Source organism: Pseudarthrobacter sp. R1 (genome assembly GCF_024494415.1).
Classification (GTDB): Bacteria; Actinomycetota; Actinomycetes; order Actinomycetales; family Micrococcaceae; genus Arthrobacter.
In genome coordinates, this window is the sequence record NZ_JAMKFI010000005.1 from 208,318 (window position 1) to 227,297 (window position 18,980).

Below are 18,980 nucleotides of genomic sequence, written 5' to 3' on the forward strand. Positions count from 1 at the left end.
CAAGCACCGCCTGCCGCTGCGCGCCCGTCCGGGATTCCCGGTACTATCCCGGTAGTGGAAAGGCCCCGGGCGCTTCAGGCTCCGGGCATCGTGAATGCGGGCACGGGCCAGGGGAGCGCCGGCGGGTCCATCGTGCAGGTGGGATCCGGTCCAGGGGGAGGAACGGGAATGGCAGTGAATCTTCAGCTTGTTCCGGCGGCGGCGGGCAAGCGGCTTGGCGCTGCCGTCATTGACTGGCTGCCGCCCCTGGCAGTGCTGGTGGTGACGTTTGCCCTTGGCTTCGCCGGGATAACGCGCACCCGAAGCGGCGGGTTCATTATTTACGACACAGCGTCCCTTGTGCTGTTCGGCAGCATTGGCCTGGGACTCACCCTTGTCTACCTGGTGGCTGTGATGGGCATGGAAGCCCGGACGGGCAAAACCCCCGGGAACCTGCTCATGGGAATCCGCAGCGCTGACAACGACGGCTACGCCCCCGGTGCCCGTGCGGTTTTCCTGCGTGGCTTGATCACGGGTGCAGGCATCCTCCTGGCGCTGCTCGTCGCGGTCCTCGTGGTGGTCTTTACATGGTTCGGGGCGGCCCTGCTGATCCTCGCTCCGCTGGTGCTGGCGGGCGGGGTCTGGGCCGTGCTGGTGGTGGTCTCCAACACGTGGGACAGAAACGGCAAATTGCGTGGCTGGCACGATGCCGCAGCCAAGACGCTGGCCTTTGACGTCAAGGCCGGGCGGAACCCGATCACCACCGGCGGAATCCAGGGACCCTACAGCTTCGCGCCCATGGATCTGCCGCCCGTGCAGCAGGTGTTATCGCCGGTGGCCGGCGCCAGCGTGCCTAAGGTGATTGATGCCCAGCCGGCCCACACCCCGGTTCAGCACGCGCCGGTGCCCAGCGCGAACGTGCCTAAGGTGATTGATGCCCAGCCGGCCCACACCCCGGTCCAGCACGCGCCGGTGTCCAGCCCTGCAGGAACTCCCCAGGCACAGCAGGCACAGACACCGCAGGCCCATGTCCTGCAGTTCCAGGCTCCGCAGCAGGTCCCTGGAATTCACGTTCCGGAACCGCGGGCCCGGCAGCACCATCCGGACGACGACGTTGACCGCACCCAGGTGCGCCCGGGAGCGGCCGCCCCTGCGCCCGTCGCCGTCCTTCGGATCCGGCTGGACGACGGCCGCGACTTCCAGCTGGACCGCAGCGTGCTGGTCGGCCGGAACCCCGTGGGCCAGTCGGGTGAACAGCAGGCCCAGCTGCTCGCCGTCGACGACCCCGGCCGGTCCATTTCCAAGACCCACCTCCATCTGCTGACGGACGGAGCCGGTATCTGGGTGACGGACCGGAATTCGACCAACGGCAGCGCAGTGACCACCCCCGACGGCCACCGCACGCCACTCCAGCCGGGAGTCCCCGCATTTGTTACCCCGGGATCCAGTGTCCACTTTGGAGACCGCACTTTTTACCTAGGACAGGCATGAACCAACAACCCGCAAGCGTTCCCTCCAGCGTCGAACCGGGGGCGGGGCCAAACCTGAGCGTCGGTTACGGGACGGACCGGGGACTCCGTCGCGAGCTGAACGAGGATTCCTACATTGCCTCTGACCCTGTGTTCGCAGTGGCGGACGGGATGGGCGGCCATGAAGCCGGCGAGATTGCCAGCGGAATGTGTGTCCGCGCCCTCGCCGCGATTCCCCAGCTCGCCACGGGCGAGCGGAGCGTCACGGCAGCCGTTCTTCAGGAGTACCTGGTCCGGGCGGACAGCTCCATCCGCGAGGCCACCGGTGCCCGGGCCGGCACCACCCTGGCCGGTGCAGTCATTGTGGAGCAGATGGGCATGCCCTACTGGCTGGTCATGAACATCGGGGACTCCCGGACCTACCGCCTGAGCCAGGGAAAGTTCGAACAGATCAGCGTGGACCACTCGGAGGTCCAGGAGCTCGTGGACGCCGGGGAGATTACCACGGAGCAGGCCACCGTCCATCCGCGGCGGCATGTGGTGACGCGGGCACTGGGTACCGGTGACGAGACGGAAGCGGACTACTGGCTTCTGCCGGTGGAGGAGGGGGACCGCATCCTCATCTGCTCCGACGGACTGACCGGCGAGCTGACGGACGAGCAGATCTTCAGGGTCCTCAGCACCGTGGGCCATCCCCAGGACGCCGTGGATGAACTGATCCAGGCCTCCCTCCGCAGCGGCGGCAGGGATAACGTGACGGCGATCGTCGTGGACGCCCGGAACGTGCTGAACGATGCCGGCGCAGCCGCCACAGCCCCGCGCCCGGACGCAGCCGAGGACGAAGTGACGCTGCCTCGGTCGCAGGCGGCCCAGCAGACGGCCCAATCACCAGCAGCCGCGCCATCAGCAGTCCCGCCATCAGCGCAGCCCGCGCCGGATTCCGTCCCTGCAAGCGAAAGCGGGGACCCGGGCGATGGCAGCCACTAGTTACATCCCCGGGACCAGTTACCTTCCCGGGACCTGGCTCGGTATTATCCGCTCCCGCACGGCCGTCCTCCTGGGACCGGATACCCCGCCGGCCCTGGTTGCTGCACTCTGGGACCTGCTGGCAACCGGACCGGAGGTGCACGAGGTACTGCATGCAGTGACGAACAGCCACGGGGGATCCCTGGCGAACATCCCTTCGTTCGGCCTTCTCGACTTCAACGGCCCCCTTCGCGTGTTCCTTCGGGGGGACCTGGACGTGACAGTCCAATCGCCCGACGGCGTAGTGCAGCTTAACGGCCGGGACGTCACCACCTGGACCGAACGGCCCCTCGCCCTGCCCGGACTGTGCCAACTGACGATTCCGGCTGCCGGCGGCACCGCGCACGACGGCCTCCCGGAGCTGCCGCTGGCCGAAGGCGTGGTGCTGCTGCAGTCCCTGCTGCTTCCGGAAGAGCACGGAACTCACGGTGCCGCTGCCACCACCGGTGCCGCAGCCGTTGAAGCCCTGGCCGTTGAAGCCTTGGACGACGACGTTTCGGTCCTCCCTGAGCAGGAAGTCCAGGCTCACCAGGAAGTCCAGCCTCAGCAGGAAGTCAGGATTCACCAGGTGCCCCGGCCGGCACGTGGACCTGCGGAACAAGAGGAAGTCGCACAGCTTCCAGAGCTAACCGCCGCACCCGAGCACGGCGCCTCGGCTGAGACGGTGTACGCGGTGATTGACGAGGATTTCGAGGAATCCGGGGCAGCCGATGGCGTGGCGGCATCCGCCGGCGCAGTATCCGCCGGCGCAGCCTCCGACGGCGCCACCAGGTCGGAGGGTGAAGCACCTGACGGCCCCACAGGGTCGGGCGGCATCGCATCCCACGGCGCCACAGGATTGGACGCCGCGGCAGTGCAGGAGGGCAGCTCTTCCGACGGCGTCACAGGGTCGACCGCCCCGGTCCCGGCCAGCGACGTGACCAGCTCCTACGACCACCTGTGGGAGCGGACCGTTGTACGCACTATTGAAGACGCCGCGGTGCGCGATGATCCCGACGCCGACGTCGTGGAGGAAGCGGAGCCACCGGCAGACGCCACTGGCTCCGGGCCTGCCGTGCAGGGAGGGAACCCGCCGGAGGAGGGAGTGGACCAGGTGCCGGCGGCAGCCGAGGCTGCTGCCCCGTACGTTCCTGCCGCCCGCGAATCCGGCCAGCCTTCCACGCCGCCCGCTGCCGGCGGCCTCATCGATTCCGTCCCCTGGCGGACAGGCGGAACGGACAGCCAACCGGCACCGGCGGCAGCCCTGCCGCCCCTGCCTGCACCTGCAACGCCGTCACCAGTACCAGCAGCGCCGTCACCTGTACCAGCAACGCCGTCACCAGTACCAGCAGCGCCGTCACCGATGCTGGCAGCAGTCCCCGCCGCCGGCGAGGCAGCCCCCGCGAAACCGGCGCCGCAGGCCGTGATCGGTGACTACGACACAGACCACGACGGGCAGACGGTCATAAAAAGCCAACTGCCCGGAATGTCCCCGCGTCCTGCAGCAGCAGTGAGTGACGCATCCGCTGCAGGACCCCTGGTCCTGGCCCGGGTCTGCCCGCAGGACCACGCGAATCCACCGACCAGCGCCCACTGCGCCACCTGCGGCGCTGCACTGCTGCCGGACGCCGTCCAGGTTGCCCGGCCCCGCCTGGGACGGATGCGGATTTCCACCGGAGAACTGGTGGACCTTGACCAGTCGCTGGTGATCGGCCGGCAGCCATCGGTTTCCCGGGTCCAGGGCGGGGTGATGCCCCGGCTGGTCCAGGTTGCCAGCCCCGGCGGAGACATTTCGCGCTCTCATGTCGAAGTCCGGCTGGAGGGCTGGCACGTGATGCTCTGCGACCTGAAGGCCACCAATGGAACCGTCCTGGTCCGCGAAGGCCAGGCCCCGCGCCGCCTGGCCCAGAACGAGATGGCCATCCTGCTTGACGGTGATATCGCTGAACTGGGAGACAACATCTCCCTGCGCTTTGAGGAGATTCCTTGAGTTCCAAACGGCCGCCTGCGCCGCCGCCCCACATTCCGGGGTTCACGTATATCAGCCTGCTCGGTTCCGGCGGGTTTTCCGACGTCTACCTTTATGAGCAGGACAGGCCCCGGCGGAAGGTTGCCGTCAAGGTGCTGCTCTCGGACCTGAAGACCGAGGGCGCCCGCCGCCGGTTCGAGTCCGAGGCCAACCTGATGGCGCAGCTGTCCTCCCACCCCTACATCGTCACCATCTTCGAAGCTGAGGTGACCGACGCCGGGCATTCCTACCTGGCGATGGAGTACTGCTCCCGGCCCAGCCTGGACGTACGGTACCGGCGGCAGCGGTTCAGTGTGGACGAAGTGCTGGCGGTCGGCATCCAGGTGGCATCCGCCGTCGAAACAGCCCACCGCGCCGGCATCGCCCACCGGGACATCAAGCCCGCCAATATCCTGGTGACCGACTACAACCGTCCCGCCCTGACGGACTTTGGGATCTCCGGAACCCTCGCCGGCGACAACGAGGACGATTCCGGGATGTCCATCCCCTGGTCCCCGCCGGAACAGTTCTCCGACGGCAACGTGGACGGCGTCATGGTGGACGTGTGGGCCCTCGGCGCAACGCTGTACACCCTGCTGGCCGGCCGCTCGCCCTTTGTGATGCCGGGCGCGGACAATTCCCAGCGGGAGCTGATCAACCGGATCAGCAACGTCCCGGTGCCGCAGCTGGGCCGGGCCGACGTCCCCGAATCGCTGGAACTGGCCCTGTCCACGGCCATGGCGAAGTCTCCGCAGTCCCGCTACTCGTCCGCGCACGCCTTCGCCCTGGCCCTGCAGCGCATCCAGGCTGAGCTTAACCTCTCGGTAACGCCCTTCGAAGTCCTTGAAGAGCCGCACCAGGAGGAGAGCCACCCGGACGACGGCTTCGAGGAAACCCGCGTCCGGAGCATCGCGGCCATCGATCCTGAACGGACGGGCAGTGCCCCCACCTTCCCGGCACGCACGCGGCCGGAAGCCCCGGCAGCGGAAGCCCCGCCGTCGCGGGTTACCCCGCCCGCCGCCCTGGCACCGGTGGCTCCGTTTGCTCCCTCACCCCAGCCCCAGGAGTGGGCGCAGTCCACAGTTCTGCGCGGTGCTTCGGGCAGCACCACGGCAGCCGCCCAGGGGAAGGCTCCCGACGCCGGTCCCCAGGAGGGCGCCGACGTTGCCGACACTACCGTCCACCGCCCGGCGAGCACCGGGGAACCGGCAGAGGCTCCGGCTCCCGGCGCGGACCACGGAAAGCGCAACCTCTGGCTGGCTGCCGCCGGTGGAACCCTCCTGGCCCTCGCTGCGGTGGTGGGCATCGTGATGGCCAACGCCGCACCGGAAGCACCCAAGGCAGTTCAAAGCCAGGAAGCCAGCAGGCAGCCCGCCGATGCCCTGGACAACGGCACGGTACCGGACGTGGAAGGCCTCACCGGAACCGTAGGCGGCGACGGCGACGCGTCCTTCACCTGGGTTAACCCGCAGCCCAAAGAGGGCGACACCTACAAATGGCGGGTCTACACCATCGGCGGCGGCGGGGAATACCAGTCCATCGCACAGCCTCCGGTACGCGTGAAAACCAATCCGTCGGGGGAGACCTGCGTGCAGGTGATGATCGTCCGCTCGGATGGAGCCTTCTCCCCGCTGGAAGCGGGCTCCATCGCCTGCACCGGCACATGAGCCGCATCGGTACATGAGCCCCGGCCCTGCCCCGGTAACAAGACAACCGGGAACCAGCACAGCCTGCACCAGCACAATCAGCAGCATGACGACGATACGCAAAGTTTTGCCCGACGAGGAGGCACGGAAAATGGGGGATCTGGCAATAGATTTCTGTGGGGAGTGGTACGAGCCATCCGACGAGGACGTCTTCAACATTGGCCGTGAAGGCGACCTTGAGCTGGACGACAACCCGTACCTGCACCGGCAGTTCCTGCAGGTGGCCCGCTACGACGGAATCTGGTGGCTCAGCAACGTGGGCAGCATGCTCTCGGCCACTGTGGCGGACGGTTCGGGCGGCATGCAGGCCTGGCTCTCGCCCGGTGCCCGGATCCCGCTGGTCTTCAGCCACACCAACATCATCTTCACGGCAGGGCCCACCACCTACGAATTCGCCGTGCACCTGAAAACGCCGTCCTTCCGCCAGGAGGCGCGGGACGAGGACAGCAACGGCGATACCACCATCGGTCCGGTGGTGTTCACCGACTCGCAAAAGGCGCTCATCGTAGCGCTCGCCGAACCCATGCTCCGGCGCGAGGGGACCGGGTTCAGCGCCATCCCGTCCTCGGCCGCGGCCGCCAAGACGCTCGGCTGGGCGCTGACGCGCTTCAACCGCAAGCTCGACAATGTGTGCGACAAGCTGGACCGGGTGGGCGTCGCAGGCCTGCGCGGTGGCGGCGGCAAACTTGCCACCAACCGCCGCGCCCGGCTCGTGGAACACGCCGTCACCTCGCACCTCGTCACGGCCGATGACCTGCACCTCCTCGAGAAGATGAGGGGCGTGGACGAAGGATGAGGATCCGGCTGACACTCCGCCGGGATCCGGCCGAGGCCAAGGACCTGGCCATCACCGTTGACGGCCTTGCAACGGTGGCCGATGTGGCAACAGTGCTGTGGGCGGCGGACCCTGCCCGCAAGGGAACACCGCCCCCGGAGAACCTCTCGCTGCGCATCGAAGAAGCGTTTGTGGGCGGCGGCATGCGCGGCAACATCCTCGCCCGCGAAGAGAACCTCCTTGAATCCGGGCTGCGGCCCGGCTCCGTGGTGTCGCTGGCCCAGGTCAGCGAGCACTTCGGTGCCCCGGGGGCGAACCGCGGCCCGGCGGCCGCCACCCTGCGCGTCCTCTCAGGGCCCGACGTCGGCAGCGAATTTCCGCTGCCTTCGGGCACCAGCTACATCGGCCGGGACCGGGACGTGGACATCCGGCTGACGGATCCACTGACGTCCAAACGCCACGCCCGCATCACGGTAGGGGAGGCCGTGGAAATCGTGGACACCAACTCGGCGAACGGGCTCCTGATGGATGGCCTTGCGGTGACGCGTGCCACCCTCAACTCCTCGGATACCGTGACGCTGGGCGACACCACCATCACTGTGGTTCCGCTGGGACATAACCGGGCGGCAGCGCCGACGTCGCCCCTGGTGGACTTTAACCGGTCACCGCGCGTCGTTCCCCGGTTTGAGGAACCCAAGCGCGTGGTGCCGGCCGGACCGAAGCGTCCGGAAGACAACCCGTTCCCGTACATCATGATGATCGCTCCGCTGCTGATGGGCGCCGTGATCTTCGCCGTTACCAGCAACCCGCTCTCGGTGCTGTTCATGATGATGATGCCGCTGTTCATTCTGGGCCACTATGTGGACCAGAAGATGCGGAGCCGGCGCCAGCAGAAGGAACAGCTTAAGCACTTCCGTGCTTCCATGGCCGCCTTCCGCGAGGACATCACCGAACTCCAGCATGTGGAACGCGCCGTCCGGCTGCAGGAAGCACCTTCCGTCAGCGACACCGTTGACGCCATTTACAAACTGGGTCCGCTGCTCTGGACCCACCGGCCCGAACACCACGGGTTCCTGGGCCTGCGTTTTGGCCTGGGTACTGCCCCGTCGCGCATCCGCATGGAGGAACCGCCGAACAACGACACCGAGGCGGAGTACGCCCGCGAAATCCAGGACTGCCTCAAACAGTTCCGGGACATCGAGGGCGTTCCGGTGGTGTCCCAGTTCCGGACGGCCGGCTCGCTGGGCATCGCCGGTGCCCGCGGGCTGGTGGACGACGTGGCACGCGGCATGGTGCTCCAGCTTGCCGGTTTGCACTCGCCGGCCGAGGTGGTGCTCACGGCCATCACGTCCGCCCAGTCCCGGGAACGCTGGAACTGGCTGCAGTGGCTGCCGCATGTCGGTTCCGGGCACAGCCCCCTGTCCGGTGACCACCTTGCTGCCGGTTCTGCCGGCGGCGCATCCCTGGTGGCCCGGCTCGAGGACCTGGTGGAGGCAAGGGAGGCTGCCGCGAAGCGGGCCGGCCCGGACCTTCGCCCGGGGCTGGACCCGGCCAAGCACGAGGTGGAGGAGCCAGTGGTTCCTGCGGTGCTCGTCATCGTGGAGGACGACGCCCCCGTGGACCGGGGGCGGCTCACCCGCCTGGCCGAACGCGGACCCGACGCCGGCGTCCACGTGCTGTGGGTCGCCACCAGCATCCAAGCACTGCCTGCTGCCTGCCGCGACTTCATGGCGGTGGACGGCGAGCACGGCACCACCACCGGGCAGGTGCGCCTTGGCCGCCACACCTATCCCGTCAGCTGCGAAAGCGTGGACGCGGAGCTTGCCGCCCAGCTTGCCCGGATGCTGACTCCCGTGGTGGATGTGGGCAAGCCCGTCACCGACGATTCCGACCTCCCGCGCGCCGTCTCCTATGCCACGCTGATTGGCAAGGACTTCCTGGACAACCCCCAGGCCATTGCCGAGCGCTGGACGGAAAACAATTCCGTGCACGCCAGCGCGGTGGCCAACCGCAAGGACAACGGCACGCTGCGCGCCCTGGTGGGCTCCAAGGGTATTGAACCGCTCTACCTGGACCTGAAGAACGAGGGCCCGCACGCCCTGGTGGGCGGAACCACCGGCGCCGGCAAGTCCGAGTTCCTGCAGTCGTGGGTGATGGGCATGGCGGCTGCCTACAGCCCGGACAGGGTCAGTTTCCTGTTCGTTGACTATAAAGGCGGAGCGGCGTTCGCGGACTGCATCAACCTGCCCCACACCGTGGGGCTGGTAACGGACCTTTCGCCGCACCTGGTCCGCCGCGCCCTCACCTCGCTCCGCGCCGAACTCCATCACCGCGAGCAGCTGCTGAACCGCAAGAAGGCCAAGGACCTGCTGGCACTGCAGCGCGAGGCCGACCCGGAAGCGCCGCCGTACCTGATCATCATCGTGGACGAATTCGCGGCGCTCGCCAATGAGGTTCCGGAGTTCGTGGATGGCGTGGTGGATGTTGCAGCACGCGGCCGGTCCCTGGGCCTGCACCTCATCCTGGCCACCCAGCGCCCGGCCGGTGTGATCAAGGACAGCCTGCGGGCCAACACCAACCTCCGGGTGGCGCTGCGGATGGCGGACGAGGACGACGCCACGGACATCCTCGGCGTCCCCGATGCCGCCTACTTCGACCCCTCCATTCCGGGCCGCGGCGCTGCGAAGACCGGACCCGGCCGGATCCAGGGCTTCCAGACCGGCTACGCCGGCGGCTGGACTACGGATAGGCCCCAGCGGCCCCAGATCGACGTCGTGGAAATGGCGTTCGGCTCCGGACCCAGCTGGGAGGCGCCGGCCCCCGAAAGGCCGGAAGTCGAGGCGCCGGCCGGCCCGAATGACATCGCCAGGATGACCGCAACCATCGTCCGTGCCGCCGGCACACTGGCCATCCGGCCGCCGCGCAAACCCTGGCTGGACGAACTGGCCAAAACCTACGACTTCTCAAAGCTGCCCAACCCCCGCACCGACGAACAACTGCTCCTCGGGGTGGCAGATGACCCCGTCCGCCAGGACCAGCCCACCGTCTTCTACGAACCGGACAAAGACGGCAACATGGCCATCTACGGAACGGGCGGATCAGGCAAATCGGCCGCCCTCCGGGGCATTGCCATTGCCGCCGCGGTAACCCCCCGGGGCGGGCCCGTCCACGTCTACGGGATCGACTGCGGATCCTCGGGGCTGCGGATGCTTGAGGAGCTGCCCCACGTTGGACAGATCATCAGTGGCGACGACGTCGAACGCGTCGGGCGCCTGCTGCGCCTGCTGCAGGACATCGCCGAGCAGCGCTCCGCGGCCTTCGCCGAGGTGCGTGCGTCCACCATCGTGGAGTACCGGAAGCTCGCCAACAGGCCCGGAGAGAAGCGGATCTTTGTCCTGGTGGACGGCATGTCCGCCTTCCGGGACCTGTACGAACACAGCCGGCTGTCCGCACTGTGGGACATCTTCCTCCAGCTGGCCACCGACGGCCGGGCCCTGGGCATCCACCTGGTGGTCACGGGGGACAGGCCCAATGCGGTCCCTGCCTCCCTGCTGGCTTCCATCCAGCGCCGCCTGGTGCTGCGCCTGTCCTCTGAGGACGACTACATTTCCCTGGACGTCCCCCGGGATGTGCTTGGTGCCGGATCACCGCCCGGCCGGGGCTTGCTGGACGGCCTGGAAGTCCAGCTCGCCGTCCTGGGCGGGAACTCCAACCTTGCCCTGCAGGCCCGCGAGGTGCACAAGCTCAGTGAAGCGATGCTGCGCCAGGGCCTGGATAAGGCCCCCGGCATCGAACGGTTGCCGGACCAGGTGGACCTGGACGTCCTTCCTGCCGGCGGTCCCGACCTGCCCGTCATTGGTGTGGACGACGAAACGCTCCAGCCGGCCGGGATCATGGCGAGGGGCCCGCTGCTCCTCGCCGGCCCTCCCGGTGCAGGCCGTACGGTCGCACTGGTGACCCTCGCCTACGCCCTCCGCCGGTCCAACCCCGGGACGGAGCTCATCTACATCGGGGCCCGGCGGTCCGCCGTCGCCTCCTTGCCCATCTGGAACCGCTCGGTGGTAGGCGCCGACGATGTTGCTGAGGTGGTGGAAGACCTGGTGGAGCATTCCTCGGGAAACCCGGGCGCGCTGGGGATCTTCATCGAGGGGCTGACGGAGTTCACGGACACCCTGGCCGAATCCGGGGTGGGCCAACTGGTCACCGCTTCCATCAAAGCCGACCAGTGGGTCATCGGGGAATCCGAAACCTCCACCTGGTCCTCGGCCTGGTCCCTGGCGCAGCCCTTCAAGTCGGGCCGCCGGGGACTGCTGCTGAATCCTGGCGACATCGAGGGCGACAGCCTGTTGAACACGTCCCTGGGCCGGGTCAGCCCGGATTTCATCCCTGGCCGGGGGTACGTGGTGGGCCGCGGAAAGGCGCGCAAGATCCAGGTGGCATTGCCGCCCGAAAACAGGGACTGACGGGCACGCAACGGCAGGGCCGCGGGGCCGGAGGATTTGCGGCCCCGCAGCGCGGTGTAGAAGACTACCGGGAACACCAGAAAGCCGCGGTGGGGGGACTGCGCGCATCGAAAGGTAGCAATGACCCCGTCCTCACAGGTCCTCCGCATTGCCTCGGCGTCGGCATCAGCAACGGTTCTGGCGATCTTCGTGGGCCTCTTTCCGGGCGGCCCGGCAGCAGCTGATTCTCCGCATCCAACGCCTGCCGCCACACCATCTTCCACGCAGGCTCCCGCCGAATGCCAGCTGATTCTCTGCCTGCCTGTCCTCGGGGAAGATTCGACCCCCGCGGAGACCGAGCGGCCGCGGAAGGCAAAGGAACCGGCACCCCCGCCCGCCCAACCCGCAGCCCCTGCACCGCCGGAGCAGCCTGCCGCGCCTGCTGCGCCGGCAATTGTTCCCGCTCCAGCCGACCCTTCCGCTGCTCCGGCGCCGGTAGAAACTGACCCGGAAGAAACTGACCCGGTCCAGGCTGCCCCCGAGGACTCCACAGCGAGCGCCGGCCCCACGCCGTCGAACGGCCCCGCCAGCGCCTCGAACTGGAACACCCCGGTCACGAAGTCGGCCAAGGCCACGCAGGTGGCTGCCGTTTCCCCTGCGGACGGCCGGGGCCCCGGTGGTCCCGAACTCCTCCCGATCACCGCCGGCGTCCTGCTGGTGGGTGTGGCCGGCGCCGCCCTTACGTGGTGGGGCAGGCAGCGCGTCGGAGCGCACTGACCTGTCCAGGCGCCGACGGCGTCCCCAGGGCCAGGCAGCCCCGCTGCCAGCGTCCAGCTGCCGGGGTAGGGCAAGATAGGTCTGTGAGCACAGGACCAGGCCCCTTAGAACAGACCGCCACCCGGACCGCCGCCCCCGGCGAACCGGAAGCCATCCCCAGTGAGTCGGTCCGCGAGGAATACGAGAACCTCGTCGACCTCGTCCGGAAGTATCGGTTCGCGTATTACCAGGAGGACACCCCCCTGGTTTCCGACGCCGAATTCGACGAACTGTTTCGGCGGCTGGAGGAGATCGAAGCCCTTCATCCGGAGCTGGTGTCCAACGACTCACCCACCCAGGAGGTGGGAGGGGAAGTCTCGGCGGCCTTCGCCGCCGTGGAGCACCTGCAGCGGATGTACAGCCTCGAGGACGTCTTCTCCCTGGAGGAACTCGAGGCCTGGCTCACCAAAGCATCGGCCGGCATCGCCAAACTGGGAGACGGCTCGCAGCAGCCGGCGTGGCTGACCGAACTGAAGATTGACGGCCTCGCGGTCAACCTGCTGTACCGGGACGGCAAGCTGGTGCGCGCCGCTACCCGTGGTGACGGTACCACCGGTGAGGACATCACCCACAACGTGCTCACCATCAAGGAAATCCCGCAGGAGTTGAGCGGTCAGGGGTTTCCTGCGGAGATGGAGATCAGGGGCGAGGTGTTTATCCCGTCGCAGGCGTTCGCCGAGTTCAATGAAGCCCTGATCGAAGCCGGCAAAGCGCCCCTGGCCAACCCCCGCAACGCCGCAGCCGGTTCACTCCGCCAGAAGGACCCGGCCGAGACGGCCAAGCGGCCCCTGAAGATGTTCGTTCACGGCATCGGTGCCCGTGAAGGACTCCAGGCGCGCAGCCAGTCCGAAACCTATGACTTATTGAGGGACTGGGGCCTGCCGGTCAGCCCCTATTCCGAAGTGCTGGGGAGCCTGGACGAGGTCCTTGGCTTCATCAAACGGTACGGGGACAAGCGCCACAAGCTGCTGCACGAGATTGACGGCATTGTGGTCAAGGTTGACGATTTCGCCACCCAGCGTGCCCTCGGCTACACCACCCGCGTGCCCCGGTGGGCGGTCGCCTACAAATACCCGCCCGAGGAAGTCCACACCAAGCTCCTGGACATCCAGGTCAACGTGGGCCGCACCGGACGCGTCACGCCCTTCGGCATGATGGAGCCCGTGAAAGTCGCCGGCTCCACCGTGGAGATGGCTACCCTGCACAACCAGGACGTGGTCAAGGCCAAAGGCGTGAAGATCGGCGACATCGTTATCCTGCGCAAGGCGGGCGACGTCATTCCGGAAATCGTGGGCCCGGTCCTGGCCCTGCGGGACCAGCAGGATCCTCCGGTCCGCGACTTCGTGATGCCCACCGAATGCCCCTCCTGCGCCACGCCCCTGGCCCCGGCCAAGGAGGGCGACGTGGACATCCGCTGCCCCAACTCAAAATCCTGCCCTTCCCAGCTGCGCGAGCGGGTGTTCCACCTCGCCGGCCGCGGTGCTTTCGACATTGAAGCCCTGGGCTGGGAAGCGGCCATCGCCCTGACCCAACCGGCGGAACCGGACGTCCCGCCGATGACCACCGAGGCGGCACTGTTCGATCTCACGCCGGAACTGCTGGCCGAGGTCAGGATCCGGCGTGAAAAGCGCTCCAAGGGTGTGGCCACCGGGGAATACGAGCTGGTGCCGTACTTCTACAGCAAGGGCACCGCGAAATCGCCGTCCAAGCCCACCGCCACCACCGAGAAGCTTTTCCGCGAACTCGAGAAGGCCAAAACCCAGCCCTTGTGGCGGGTGCTGGTGGCGCTGTCCATCCGGCACGTCGGGCCGCGCGCCTCCCGGGCGCTGGCCACGGCCTTCGGCACGATGGACGCGATCCGGAAAGCATCGGAGGAGGAACTGGCCCATGTGGACGGAGTGGGACCCACCATCGCCGCCGCACTGAAGGAATGGTTCGCCGAGGACTGGCACCTGGAAATTATCGACCGGTGGGCCGCAGCAGGCGTCAGGATGGAAGACGAGCGGGACGAATCCGTGCCCCGCACGCTGGACGGACTGACCGTGGTGGTCACCGGCTCGCTGCCGAACTTCAGCCGGGACGAGGCGAAGGAAGCCATCCTCATCCGCGGCGGCAAGGCCTCAGGGTCCGTTTCCAAGAACACCAGCTACGTGGTGGCGGGCGAGAACGCCGGCACCAAGCTGGACAAGGCCGAGCAGCTTGGCGTTCCAGTCCTGGACGAGGACGGCTTCCGGCAACTCCTGGCCGGCGGTCCGGCAGCACTCGGGGACGCTGCAGCACTGGGTGACGCGGCAGACGCAGCCGCGGCGGAGGCAACCCCGTGAGCGGCGGTAATCCCGGAAGCGGCGTTGGGGGAGCCGGCGCCCAGGTATCGCCTGCCGGGTTGCTGGAGGTAGCCAAACGCGCTGCCGCCGCCGGCGCCGCAGTCCTGGCCGGCCGCAGCGCCGAGGCCCTTCAGGCCAGCAACAAGGGTGACGCCGGTGATTGGGTCACCGCCTTCGACGTTGCCGCAGAGCATGCGGTCCGGGACGTCATTTCCGCGTCCCGTCCCAATGACAGCATCACCGGTGAAGAGCACGGAACCACCAGGCCGGCGGAGGCCACCGGCTACCGCTGGTCCATCGACCCGCTGGACGGCACCACCAACTTCATCCGCAATATCGTCTACTACGGCACCTCGGTGGCAGTGGCCGATGCCAACGGCGTCTGGCTGGCCGGCGTCGTTAATGCCCCTGCGTTGGGGCGCGTGTACTACGCTGCCCGCGGCGAGGGCGCGTGGCTGGAGGAATACGGCGCCCTGACCCGGCTCCAGGGGCCGGTCCCCGGGCGCAAGGGCCAGATCCTCGCCACCGGGTTCAACTACGACCCGCAGGTCCGCTCCGAACAGGCCGCCCAGTTCGCCGAACTGCTGGAGGGTTTTGCGGACGTCCGCAGGTTGGGATCAGCCGCCTTGGACCTGTGCCTGGTGGCGGACGGCACCCACGACGCGTTCGGTGAGCGGGGGCTGAACGAGCACGACTTTGCAGCCGGGGCACTGATCGCCGAGGAAGCCGGCTGCTGGGTCCGCCGGCCCCGGCTGACCAGTCCGCTCGACGGCGGGCCCAGCGACCAGGAACGCCTGGATGCCTGGACGTGCGCGGCGAGCCTGGAGCTGTCCGGCAAGTTCCCGCTCTGAGGCGGCATCTGGGCCCTGGCCCGCTCAACGGGGTGATAGTTCAGTCACGGAAACCCCCGTTTTGCACACTGCTACTGGCTGGTAGCACTACCATTGACGGGTGCATTCGCAGATAACTGTCCGTCCCGCCGTCGAAACAGATTTCGACGCCGTTGCCCGCATCACCAGGGATTCCTACCTGGCTGCCGGGTACTTTGACGACGCCGACCACCCCTATATGCGCAAGGTCCAGGACGTTGCACTGCGGGCAGGCCAGGCAACCGTGTGGGTGGCCGAACGGGCCGGGCAGGTGGTCGGATCCGTCACGCTTGCCCGCGCCGGTGAGCCCTACGCGGACATCGCCCTGCACGATGAGCTGGAGTTCCGCATGCTGGTGGTGGATCCGGCCGTGCAGCGCAGCGGTGCCGGCAAGGCCATGATGGCGGCGATCCTGGAACACGCCAGGGAACTGGACGGGGTCAATGGTGTGTCCCTGACCACCGGGAGCACCTGGGAAAGCGCCCGCGGCCTGTACAGCAAAACCGGGTTCGCCAGGGTCCCGGAACGGGACTGGTTCGTGCCTGGGACTGACATAAAACTGCTGGTTTACCGGCTGGACCTCTAGCCGCCCTAAAGTGGTGCCGACTCACTCCAGCTTCGAAAGGCCCACCATGCGCAAAACCTTCGGCACCGGCTCCGTTTGGGAACAGACCCTCGGCTACTCCCGGGCCGTCCAGGTGGACAACACCCTCTACATTTCCGCCACCGCCGCGAGCGGCGAGGACGGCATCGTGGGCAATGACTTCTACACCCAGACCCAGTTCATCCTGCAGAAGCTCGGCAAGGTCCTGGCGGACGCCGGCTTCGGTTTCGAGGACGTGGTGCAGTCCAAGCTGTACCTGACGGACATCAGCCAGTGGGAAGAAGCGGGGCGGGCCCACGGCGAGGTTTTCGGCGACATCCGGCCCACCCTGGCCCTGGTCCATGTCCTTCCGTTCCTGCATCCGGAGATGCTGGTGGAAATCGAGCTCGTGGCGCAGAAGAGCGCAAGCTAGCCCTATACCCCTTTCGGCTTACGGTGCCACCGGCAGGCCGTAGCGGTGCTCCGGCCTGCCGGTGGTCCCGTAGCGCAGCTGGATGTCCACTGCGCCGTCGTCGGCCAGCGAGGACAGGTACCGCTGCGCCGTTGCCCGGGAAACACCCACCCGGCCGGCCACTTCCGCTGCCGAATACTGCTCACCCGGCACCAGCGATTCAAGCACCGCTGCTTCCGTCGCCGAGCGGGGCTTTGACGACGGCGTGACGTCGCCGGGGATCAGGGCGCGCTTGGCCCGCTCCACCGCATCCTGGTCAAGGGCGCCGGGCTGGCCCAGCAGGCGCCGGTACCGTGCATAGGAACGCAGCTGCTGGGACAGTGACTCGGACGTGAACGGCTTCAGCAGGTAGCCCAGCGCGCCCCGGCGGAACGCCACCCGGACGGAGGCAGCGTCCGAGGCCGCACTGAGGATCATGGTGTCAACATCCAGTTGCTGCAGCAGGTCCAGGCCGGAGGCGTCCGGGAGATAGACGTCCAGCAGCACCAGGTCCGGCCGAAGGCTGTGAATGGCCTGGAGCGCGAGCGACGCCGTTCCCACCGGTGCCAGCGCCAGGAAGCCCGCCACCGAATCCACATAGGCGGCGTGCAGCTTCGCGACGTGGAAATCGTCATCCACGATCAGCACCCGAAAGTCCTCAGCCATCGTTGTCCTTTCCGGCTGCATCCTTCAGCCCTGCGTCCGTCTGTTCTGCATTCCTGATTCCGGCTGTGGTGCCGGGGAGCGTGGCCATAAAGACGGCTCCGGGCCCGCCGCGGGTGCCCGGATCCAGCAGTTTAACGTCACCGCCGCGTCGCCGCGCGAGCTGCCGCGCCAAGGCCAGCCCGAAGCCCTGGCCGCCGCCTGCACGGACGGGACCGGAAGCGGTGGTGAAACCCTCGGCGAAAACGGCTTCCGCATCCGTCCCCTCAGCCAGCCCGTCGCCGGAGTCCGCGACCACCACGTGGAGGGTGCCGCCGTCGTCGCCCGGGTCATCCATGACTTCCAGTTCAACCCAACGGTCCCGAGCTGAGCCTGCGACGGCCGCGTTGACGGCGTTATCGATCAGGTTTCCCAGCACGGTGGTGACGTCCTGGGCATCGGTGACCTGGCCGCGGACCAGGGTTTCCGGTCCGATGCGCAAGGCCACGCCCCGCTCGTCGGCCTCCACCCCCTTCGCTCCCACGAAGGCCTGGAGGTAAGGGTCCTGAAGCAGCTCGGCCTGGTCAACCGGGAACTTCAGCGGTCCCGTCGCCGCCAGCTGCGCAAGGTACCCGCGTGCCTGCTGGTGCTCTCCGATGCTCATAAGCCCGGCGATGGTGTGCAGCTGGTTGGCGAACTCATGGCGCTGCGCCCGCAGGGCAGTGGACATGGTGCCCACGGCGTCCAACTGCCGGGTGAGCTGCTGCAGTTCTGTCCGGTCGCGGAGCATCACCACCCAGCCCAGGTCCTCACGCCGGTGGAGTGCCTTGCGGGCGTTGGCCACCAAAACCCGCCCGCCGGCCACCAGTTCCAGGGCGGCATCCGGGCCGGGGCCGGGCCGGGTCAGGGACTTCAGCTGGTCCGGCAGCGGTGCCTCCTCCCACGCGGTTCCGGTCAGGTCCGGCAAGTCCAGCAGCCGCTGCGCTGCGGCGTTGAAGACACTGATCCGGCCGTCGGCCGAAACGCCGATCACGCCGTCGTCCACGCCCTGGAGAACTGCCACCTGGTCGTGGACCAGGCTGCTGATTTCCTCCGGTTCCAGGCCCAAGGTGAGGCGCTGGAGGCGGCGGCGCAGCAGGAAGGATCCCAGGACGCCGGCGATGAGGGCACCTGTGGCGGTGAGGGCAACCGGGCCAATGTCGCGTGCCACGCTTTGGCCTACTGTCTCCATCGAGTAGCCCACGCTGACCTCGCCCACCACAGTGGTGCTGCCCGGAGCGTAGACGGGCACCTTGGCCCCGGCCGACGGGCCGAGCGTCCCGGTGTTCCTGGTGGTCACCTCGCGGCCGGACAGGGCCTCGGACGGATCCGTACTCACCCGTTCCCCGAGCCGCTGGGGGTCCGGATGCGCCAGCCGAAGGCCCGTTTCGTCGGTGATGACCACAAACAGGGCACCGGTCCGGGTCCGTGCTGCTTCGGCCGACGCCATCAGCGGCCCGGCGGCCAGTTCGGCAGCCGGGGGAGTGCCGGCCTGTTCACTGATGGCCAGCACGTCCGCCCGCACCGAGGGGTCCGAGGCCACCGTCCGGGCAAGCGTCAGCGCCTGGTTCTCCGCCTCGCTGCCCACCCTGTCATAGGTCAGCCAGGCGTGGACGCCGGCGCTGAGCAGAACCACCAGAAGGACCACCGCAAGTTGGAGCAGGAGCGTCTGGGTGGAGAACCGCAGCGGCGCGCTGGGGCTGGAACGCTGCATGATCCTCCTTGTTTCGGGTGGCCCGCCGGGGCGTGCGGGGTGCTGTGAGCAGAATGAGCAAAATGCTCGCAATAAGCAGTATGCCAATCAATTGAGCCAAAGGCACGGCCGTGACGGCGGCCACTCTACAGTCTGTAGCACGCGTCACAACGCTGTGC

Annotated in this window: 13 protein-coding genes; 11 read left to right on the top strand and 2 right to left on the bottom strand. The window is 67.9% G+C overall.

The window, feature by feature from the left end:
* The first annotated feature begins 168 nt into the window (after window positions 1-168).
* The 11 genes from M8J71_RS05155 (at window position 169) to M8J71_RS05205 (ending at window position 16,409) form a co-directional block, all read left to right on the top strand.
* Window positions 169-1,470, top strand: coding sequence for an RDD family protein (locus M8J71_RS05155; RefSeq protein WP_256246905.1), 1,302 nt, complete (start codon window positions 169-171; stop codon window positions 1,468-1,470).
* Window positions 1,467-2,435: a PP2C family protein-serine/threonine phosphatase gene (locus tag M8J71_RS05160; RefSeq protein WP_256246906.1), complete on the top strand. Its 969-nt coding sequence runs from the start codon at window positions 1,467-1,469 to the stop codon at window positions 2,433-2,435. Before M8J71_RS05155 ends, M8J71_RS05160 begins: the two co-directional genes overlap by 4 nt.
* Entirely contained in the window at window positions 2,422-4,443 is a 2,022-nt protein-coding gene (locus M8J71_RS05165; protein ID WP_256246907.1) for an FHA domain-containing protein, read from the top strand. Before M8J71_RS05160 ends, M8J71_RS05165 begins: the two co-directional genes overlap by 14 nt.
* Window positions 4,440-6,128, top strand: coding sequence for a serine/threonine-protein kinase (locus tag M8J71_RS05170; RefSeq protein WP_256246908.1), 1,689 nt, complete (start codon window positions 4,440-4,442; stop codon window positions 6,126-6,128). Before M8J71_RS05165 ends, M8J71_RS05170 begins: the two co-directional genes overlap by 4 nt.
* Window positions 6,129-6,258: 130 nt before the next feature.
* Window positions 6,259-6,963 (top strand): hypothetical protein, encoded by a 705-nt coding sequence (locus M8J71_RS05175; protein WP_256247061.1) that lies wholly within the window; start codon window positions 6,259-6,261, stop codon window positions 6,961-6,963.
* Complete coding sequence (locus M8J71_RS05180; RefSeq protein ID WP_256246909.1) at window positions 6,960-11,405, top strand: FtsK/SpoIIIE domain-containing protein; 4,446 nt, start codon at window positions 6,960-6,962, stop codon at window positions 11,403-11,405. The genes M8J71_RS05175 and M8J71_RS05180 overlap by 4 nt, the downstream gene beginning before the upstream one ends.
* Before the next feature lie 120 nt (window positions 11,406-11,525).
* Complete coding sequence (locus M8J71_RS05185) at window positions 11,526-12,161, top strand: hypothetical protein (protein WP_256246910.1); 636 nt, start codon at window positions 11,526-11,528, stop codon at window positions 12,159-12,161.
* Window positions 12,162-12,244: 83 nt separating this feature from the next.
* Complete coding sequence (gene ligA / locus M8J71_RS05190) at window positions 12,245-14,524, top strand: NAD-dependent DNA ligase LigA (RefSeq protein WP_256246911.1); 2,280 nt, start codon at window positions 12,245-12,247, stop codon at window positions 14,522-14,524.
* On the top strand, window positions 14,521-15,375 hold the full coding sequence (locus M8J71_RS05195) for an inositol monophosphatase family protein (RefSeq protein ID WP_374114810.1): 855 nt from the start codon (window positions 14,521-14,523) through the stop codon (window positions 15,373-15,375). Before ligA ends, M8J71_RS05195 begins: the two co-directional genes overlap by 4 nt.
* A gap of 100 nt (window positions 15,376-15,475) precedes the next feature.
* Window positions 15,476-15,979 carry a GNAT family N-acetyltransferase gene (locus M8J71_RS05200; RefSeq protein ID WP_256246912.1) on the top strand — a complete coding sequence of 168 codons (504 nt, stop codon included), beginning with the start codon at window positions 15,476-15,478 and terminating at the stop codon, window positions 15,977-15,979.
* A gap of 46 nt (window positions 15,980-16,025) precedes the next feature.
* A complete protein-coding gene (locus tag M8J71_RS05205) occupies window positions 16,026-16,409 on the top strand; it encodes a RidA family protein (protein WP_256246913.1) in 384 nt (127 codons plus the stop codon).
* Between the two features lie 18 nt (window positions 16,410-16,427).
* On the opposite strand, the gene M8J71_RS05210 is transcribed toward M8J71_RS05205, so the two are convergent.
* Entirely contained in the window at window positions 16,428-17,093 is a 666-nt protein-coding gene (locus M8J71_RS05210) for a response regulator (RefSeq protein ID WP_256246914.1), read from the bottom strand.
* Window positions 17,086-18,822 carry a sensor histidine kinase gene (locus M8J71_RS05215; protein ID WP_256246915.1) on the bottom strand — a complete coding sequence of 579 codons (1,737 nt, stop codon included), beginning with the start codon at window positions 18,820-18,822 and terminating at the stop codon, window positions 17,086-17,088. Before M8J71_RS05215 ends, M8J71_RS05210 begins: the two co-directional genes overlap by 8 nt.
* Window positions 18,823-18,980: the final 158 nt, after the last annotated feature.